General features: G+C 70.9%; 7 protein-coding genes. 2 read left to right on the forward strand and 5 right to left on the reverse strand.

Annotation, left to right across the window (positions count from 1 at the left end):
* Window positions 1–17: 17 nt before the first annotated feature.
* Entirely contained in the window at window positions 18–1,526 is a 1,509-nt protein-coding gene (glpK, locus tag JWP65_RS14430) for a glycerol kinase GlpK (protein WP_299764897.1), read from the reverse strand.
* A gap of 49 nt (window positions 1,527–1,575) precedes the next feature.
* Here glpK and JWP65_RS14435 point away from each other — a divergent pair, with 49 nt between their 5' ends.
* Window positions 1,576–2,730 (forward strand): esterase-like activity of phytase family protein, encoded by a 1,155-nt coding sequence (locus tag JWP65_RS14435; RefSeq protein ID WP_299764899.1) that lies wholly within the window; start codon window positions 1,576–1,578, stop codon window positions 2,728–2,730.
* Window positions 2,727–3,548 (forward strand): pyrroline-5-carboxylate reductase, encoded by an 822-nt coding sequence (proC, locus tag JWP65_RS14440; protein WP_299764901.1) that lies wholly within the window; start codon window positions 2,727–2,729, stop codon window positions 3,546–3,548. The genes JWP65_RS14435 and proC overlap by 4 nt, the downstream gene beginning before the upstream one ends.
* Before the next feature lie 10 nt (window positions 3,549–3,558).
* Here proC and JWP65_RS14445 read toward each other — a convergent pair whose 3' ends face one another.
* The 4 genes from JWP65_RS14445 to JWP65_RS14460 form a co-directional block, all read right to left on the reverse strand.
* On the reverse strand, window positions 3,559–4,647 hold the full coding sequence (locus tag JWP65_RS14445) for an MBL fold metallo-hydrolase (RefSeq protein WP_299764903.1): 1,089 nt from the start codon (window positions 4,645–4,647) through the stop codon (window positions 3,559–3,561).
* Between the two features lie 133 nt (window positions 4,648–4,780).
* Entirely contained in the window at window positions 4,781–5,107 is a 327-nt protein-coding gene (locus JWP65_RS14450; RefSeq protein WP_299764905.1) for a hypothetical protein, read from the reverse strand.
* Window positions 5,108–5,226: 119 nt separating this feature from the next.
* Window positions 5,227–6,084, reverse strand: coding sequence for a 4-hydroxybenzoate octaprenyltransferase (gene ubiA, locus JWP65_RS14455; protein WP_299764908.1), 858 nt, complete (start codon window positions 6,082–6,084; stop codon window positions 5,227–5,229).
* Window positions 6,085–6,657, reverse strand: a 573-nt coding sequence (locus JWP65_RS14460; protein WP_299764910.1) for a Dyp-type peroxidase, incomplete at its 5' end; no start/stop codon positions are given.

Genomic DNA, 6,657 nt, shown 5'->3' on the forward strand with positions numbered 1-6,657 from the left:
TTCGCTCGCGGCCTGCGTCAAGGCTGCGCCCAGCCGCGCGAGCGTTCGACCGCTTCCCGCCAGCGCGCCAGCTTGGATTCGCGCTGCGGCTGCGCCAGCCTCGGCTCGAACCGCCGGTCAACCTGCCACTGCGCCGCGATCTCGTCGGCGTCGCGCCAGAAGCCGGTCGCCAGCCCCGCGAGGTAGGCCGCGCCCAGGGCAGTGGTTTCCGTGACCTGGGGCCGCACCACCGGCACCCCGAGGAAATCCGCTTGCATCTGCATGAGCAGATTGTTGCGCGAAGCGCCGCCGTCCACGCGCAACTCGCGCAAGGGAATCCGCGCGTCGCGCGACATGGCGGCGAAGACGTCGGCCGATTGCAGGGCGATCGCCTCCAGCGCGGCGCGGGCGATGTGGCTGCGCGAGGTGCCGCGGGTCATGCCCACCAGCGTGCCGCGGGCGTAGCCATCCCAGTCGGGTGTGCCGAGGCCGGCAAAGGCCGGCACCAGGTACACATCCCCGGTGTCGTCGACCTGTGCCGCCAGCGATTCGACTTCCGGTGCCGACTGGATGATCTGCAGGCCGTCGCGCAGCCATTGCACCGTGGCACCGGCCATGAAGACGCTGCCCTCCAGGCAGTAGGCGGTACGGTGGGCGCCGGGCGGGCCCTGCCAGCCCACCGTCGTCAGCAAGCGGTTGCGGCTCGCCACCGGCGCGGCGCCGGTGTTCATCAGCATGAAGCAGCCGGTGCCGTAGGTGTTCTTGGCCATGCCTGGGGCAAAGCAGGCCTGGCCGAAGGTGGCGGCCTGCTGGTCGCCGGTGATGCCGGCGATTGGCAGGGCGCCGCCCAGCAGCGACGCTTCGCTGTCGGCGACCACGCCGCTGGACGGCACCACCCGCGGCAGCACGCCGCGCGGGATCCGCAACACCGCCAGCAGCTCGTCGTCCCAGTCCATGGTGCGCAGGTTGAACAGCATGGTGCGCGAGGCGTTGCCGGCGTCGGTGGCGTGCACCCGACCGCCGGTGAGGTTCCAGACCAGCCAGCTGTCGACGGTGCCGAAGGCCAGTTCGCCGCGCTCGGCCCGCTCGCGCGCGCCCGGCACGTTGTCCAGCAGCCACTCGAGCTTGGTGCCGGAGAAGTAGGCGTCGATCACCAGTCCGGTTTTCTTCTGGATGCGCGCCGCGTGGCCCTGGGCGCGCAGTTCGTCGCAGCGGGACGCGGTACGCCGGTCTTGCCAGACGATGGCATTGGCCACCGGCTGGCCCGATTCGCGGTCCCACAGCACGGTGGTTTCGCGCTGGTTGGTGATGGCGATGGCAGCGAAGTCGGCGGGCCTTGAGGTGCCCTCGCCGGCATTCTTCATCGCCTCGAGGGCGACCGCGTGCTGCGTTGCCCAGATCTCGCGCGGGTCGTGCTCGACCCAGCCGGGCTGCGGGAAGATCTGGCGCAATTCGCGCTGCGCCGCGGCCACGACGCTGCCGGCCCGGTCGAAGACGATGGCGCGTGAACTGGTCGTGCCCTGGTCCAGGGCGAGAACGTATTTCATGGGGCGGCAGGGTAACGCATGTGGCGGCTTGCAACTAGACTCGCCTTCGATGCGAACCCCGACCACCGCTTCCGTCTCGCGCCGGGCCCTGTTGCGGGGCGGCGCGGCCGCCTGCGCGGCGGCGCTGCTCGGCTGCGGCACGGCGGGCACCGCCGTCGGCGCGCAGCGGCTGCGACTGCTGGGCGAGGCCACCTTGCCGCATCGGATGCGGTTCAAGGGCACCACGGTCGGCGGTCTCTCGGCGCTGGACTTCGACCCCGTTTCCGGGCTCTGGGTGGCCTTGAGCGACGACCGCTCCAAGTTGCAGCCGGCGCGCTTCTACACCTTGCGGATCGCCATCGGCACCGACCGGCTGCACGTCGAGTTGCTCGACGTGGTGGCTCTGCGGCAGGCCAGCGGCCAGCCCTACCCGTCCCGGCGCGTCGGCGGCGACGTGGTGGACCCCGAAGGGCTGCGCCTGTTGCCCGACGGCCGCGGCCTGCTGTGGACCAGCGAAGGCGATGCGCGGCTGAAGCTGCAGCCGGCCCTGACCGAATCGCGGCTGGACGGCAGCCACGTGCGCTCGTTCGACGTGCCGGCCGTGCTGCAGTTTCCGCCGCAGCCTGGCACCGGACCGCGCCTGAACCACAGCTTCGAGGGCCTGGCCCTGACGCCGGACGGGCGCATCGCCTGGGTCGCCATGGAAGCGCCACTGCAACAGGACGGCCCGCAGCCCACGGTCGGCGCAGCGGGCGGTCCTTGCCGCTTCACGGCCTTCGACCTCGCCACGGGCCGCGCCGTGCGCCAGCGCGCCTATGTCCCCGACGCGATCCCGCGCCCACCGCTGGTGCCGGGCGGCAACGCGGAGAACGGCGTGCCCGAGATCCTGATGATCGATGCGCACCGCATGCTGGTGCTGGAGCGCTCCTACGCCATCGGCGTGGGCACTTCGCTGCGGCTGTACGAGGTGGACACCCGGGACGGCACCGACACCCTGGCCCTGGCGACACTGCAGCCGGGGGCCTTGCGCCCGCTGGCCAAGCGGCCGGTGGCCGACTTCGCTGGCCTGGGGCTCTCGCGCACCGACAACACCGAAGGTATGGCCTGGGGCCCGCCATCGGCAAGCGGCCGCCGCACCCTGGTGGTGGTGAGCGACGACAACTTCAACCCCTTGCAGGTCACGCAGTTCGCGGCCTTCGAGTACCTGGACCAGGACGCACCATGACAGACACCACATCGCGCATCGCCTTCATCGGCGGCGGCAACATGGCCAGCGCCATCATCGGCGGGCTGATCCGGCAAGGGCTGCCGCCGGCCCAGGTCGCCGTGGTGGAACCGTTCGAGCAGGCGCGGCAACGGCTGGCGACGAACTTCGGCGTGCAGGCGCAGCAGCAGGCGGGGCCGGCCCTGGCCAGCGCCTCGCTGGTGGTCTGGGCGGTCAAGCCGCAAACCTTCAAGGACGCGGCGGCGCAAGCGCGGCCGCACGTGCAGCAGGCGCTGCAGCTGAGCGTAGCGGCCGGCATCCGCTCCGACAGCATGGCGGCCTGGCTGGGCATCGAGCGCATCGTGCGCTCCATGCCGAACACCCCGGCGCTGGTTGGCAAGGGGATGACCGCGTTGTTCGCGCGCCCCGCCGTCGGCGCCGGCGACCGCAAGCGGGTCGAGGACGTGATCGCCACCACCGGCGAGCACCTGTGGGTGGAGCGGGAAGAGCAACTCGATGCCGTCACCGCGCTGTCGGGGTCGGGCCCGGCCTATGTGTTCTATTTCCTGGAGGCGATGGAACAGGCCGGCGCGCAATTGGGGCTGTCGCGGGAGCAGGCGCGCCGGCTGGCGGTCGCCACCTTCGCCGGCGCCGCCGAACTGGCGCACGCGTCCGAGGAGCCGCTGGCGCTGCTGCGCGAACGCGTCACGTCCAAGGGCGGCACGACCTGCGCGGCGCTGACATCGATGGAGGCCGACGGGGTCAAGGCGTCGTTCGTCAAGGCGCTGCATGCGGCCGCCACGCGGGCAACGCAGCTCGGCGACGAGTTCGGCAAGTAGGCCCGGCCCGCTACCGCAACCCCTCCCACCAGCGCCGGTTCTCGCGCGGCTGGCCCAGCGTGAGCACCTCGCCGATTTCGGGCGTGGCCAGGGTGATGCCGCGCTGCTGCGCCAGCGCCGCCACGCGCTCGAGCGGATCGCGCCAGCCGTGGAACGCCAGGTCGAAGGTGCTGTTGTGCACCAGGTACAGCACGCGCGCGCCCAGTTCTTCGAACGCCTGCACGGTTTCCTCGGGTGTCAGGTGCACCGTCGGCCAGTAGCTGTCGTAGGCGCCGTTTTCGACCAGCGCGATGTCGATGTTGCCCAGGCGCGCGCCGATTTCCTGGAAGCCCGGGAAGTAACCGGTGTCGCCGCTGTAGAAGATGCGCTCGTTGCCGCTTTGCAGCGACCATGAAGCCCACAGCGTGCGGTTGCGGTCCCACAAGGTGCGGCCGGAAAAGTGCTGCGCCGGCGCCGCCGTCACGGTCACCTCGCCCCACTTGCGCTGCTGCCACCAGTCGAACTCCTCGATGCGGTCGGCCGGCACGCCCCAGTCGCGCAGCCGCTGGCCCACGCCCAGCGGCACGAAGTAGCGCTGCACCCGGTCCTTGAGCGCCTCGATCGTCGGCCCGTCAAGGTGGTCGTAGTGGTCGTGCGACAGCACCATGCCTTCGATGGGCGGAACGTCTTGCAGCGCCAGCGGCGGCGCGTGAAAGCGCTTCGGGCCGGCCCACGCCACCGGCGACACCCGCTCGCCGAACACCGGGTCGATCAGCCACCACTTGCCGCGCAGCTTGAGCAGGTGCGACGAGTGGCCCAGCCGGATGATGTGGTTGGCCGCCGGCTCCAGCGCCGCCAGCGCGGCACGGTCCAGCCGTCGTACCGGGATGGCATCGACCGGCACGGTTCCCTGCTTGCTCTCCAGCAGGAAGCGCGACCAGATGTCCCAGCTCGAGCGGTGCGGCGTCAGCTCCGGATTGGGCGGGTTGCGAAAGCTGCAATCCTGCACCACGAACTGCGGCGACCCGGCAAAGCGCGGCTCGCACGCCTGCGCGCGAGCCGCGGTCGCCAGCAATGCGGCGAGCAGCGGCAGCAGGCAGCCGCAGATGAAGCGTCTCATGGGATCCTCTGGCGTGTCGCGAGAGCATAGCCCCCGGAGGGCGGCCCGCCGGCCGGGGAGCACGGCAAAAAGCCGGCGCCCTGGGGCGCCGGCCTTTCGATTCCTGCACCGCGGCGACGCCGCGGCTGCGCCATCAGTTCGTCGTCTTGGCGTTGGGGGCGCCGCCCGTCATGGTGCTGGCTTCGCCGGCGCGCTGCGGGATGTTGCTGGTTTCGTTGGCCTTGGCCCTGCCGGCGTTGCCGGCCTTGGTGGCGGCCTTGCGGTCCGCCTTGGACGTCTTCTTGTCCGTGGTGGTGGTGTTGGTGGTCTTGGCGTTGGGCGCGCCACCAGTCATGGTGCTGGCTTCGCCGGCGCGCTGCGGCAGGTTGGTGGTTTCGGCGGCGCGCGTCTGCGCCTGGGCAATGCCGCCGGCCGATACGGCAGCGGCGAGGATGAGGGTGCGGGACAGGGTCAGTTTCATGGAGTCTCCGATCGCTTGACAGTTGGCGCACTCGGGGTGCGAACTTCAAGTAGGCGGTTTCCCGCTGCTCCATGTCATAGGACAAGGCCGACACGGCCAGTAGGCCCCGGGTCCGCTCTCTAGCTCAGCCGATAGCCGATTACCGTTCCTGCGAACAGCGTGAAGCCAAACCAATGGTTCAGCCGAAACGCGCGGAAGCACCCTTCGCGCTGGCGATCCCGGATCAGCAGGTAGTGCCAGGCTGCCTGCGCTACCGCCGCGGCCGAGGTGGCCGCGAACACCCACTGTGGCAGGCGTGGCGCCAACGCCCAGCCCCAGACCCCCAATGCCACTGTGTAGCAGCCCATCACCACCGCGACGTCCCACCGCCCCAGCGTGATGGCCGAGGTCCGGATGCCGATCAGCAGATCGTCGTCGCGATCCACCATGGCGTACTCGGTGTCGTAGGCCAGCACCCAGAACAGGTTGCCCAGCAGCAGCAGCCAGGCGAGCGGCGGCACCTGCGCCTGCACGGCAGCGAACGCCATCGGGATACCGAAGCTGAAGGCCACGCCGAGCACCGCCTGCGGCATGGCCACGTAGCGCTTGGCATAGGGATAGGCGATGGTGACCGCGAGCGCGGCGAACGACCAGGCGACCGTCACCCGGTTGGTGGTCAGCACCAGCAGGAAGGCCAGCAGTGCCAGCCCGGCGCCCAGCGCCAGCGCCGCGCGCACCGAGACCTTGCCGGTGGTCACCGGCCGCTGCGCGGTGCGCTTGACGTGGCGGTCGAACTCGCGGTCGGCCACGTCGTTGACGCAGCAGCCGGCGCTGCGCATCAGGATCGTGCCCAGCGTGAACACCGCCACCAGGTGCCAGCCTGGAAATTCGCCCGCCGCCACCCACAGCGCGCCCAGCGAGGGCCACAGCAGCAGCAGCCAGCCGGCCGGCCGATTCCACCGGATCAGGTCGAGCCAGAGCCGGAACGTCTCGCCCACTCAGGCGACGCCGAGCCCGAGCCGGCGCAAGTCGAGCCGGCCAGCCCGCATCGGCGGGCACCAGAAGTAGGCCCCGGTGACCGGCCTGGAGATCTTGAACATGGCGTCGGTGATGCCGTCGTCCAGCCCCGCCATCCGGCGCAGCTGCTGCTCGAAGGCCTGGTGCGAGCGGCCGAAGGCGACGAACATCAGCCCGGCCTGCAGCCCGTGCAGCCACGGCATCGAGCGGCGCAGCACGAAGGCTTCGGGGTCGAAGCTTTCCTGCGCCGTACGCTTGACGTGGGCGGTCTGCGGCGCGTCGTCCAGCTCTTCGTTGTCGTCCAGCCGGCGGCCGATGTGGAAGTCGCGCTCCTGCCCGGCCAGCTCTTCAAAGGCGTCGAGGTCGTGCACCCACTGCTGCACCGCCACGTAGCTGGAGCCGTCCAGGGCGTCGCCCAGGCCGTGCGCGATCGCCGCCTCCACCGCCTGCTCGCCCTTGGGGTTTTCGGTGCCGTCCTCGAAGCCGGTGAGGTCGTGGCCGAAGCCCGAGGTTTCGTCGTGCCGGTGCCGGAACGCGTCGACGATGTGCCGCAG

Origin of the sequence: Ramlibacter sp., from assembly GCF_028292805.1 — a bacterium.
Classification (GTDB): domain Bacteria; phylum Pseudomonadota; class Gammaproteobacteria; order Burkholderiales; family Burkholderiaceae_C; genus Ramlibacter.

What these genes read in the sequence shown, in the direction of transcription:
- glpK (WP_299764897.1), bottom strand. Translation starts at nt 1,526, where the DNA reads ATGAAATACGTTCTCGCCCTGGACCAGGGCACGACCAGTTCACGCGCC.
- JWP65_RS14435 (WP_299764899.1), top strand. Translation starts at nt 1,576, where the DNA reads ATGCGAACCCCGACCACCGCTTCCGTCTCGCGCCGGGCCCTGTTGCGG.
- proC (WP_299764901.1), top strand. Translation starts at nt 2,727, where the DNA reads ATGACAGACACCACATCGCGCATCGCCTTCATCGGCGGCGGCAACATG.
- JWP65_RS14445 (WP_299764903.1), bottom strand. Translation starts at nt 4,647, where the DNA reads ATGAGACGCTTCATCTGCGGCTGCCTGCTGCCGCTGCTCGCCGCATTG.
- JWP65_RS14450 (WP_299764905.1), bottom strand. Translation starts at nt 5,107, where the DNA reads ATGAAACTGACCCTGTCCCGCACCCTCATCCTCGCCGCTGCCGTATCG.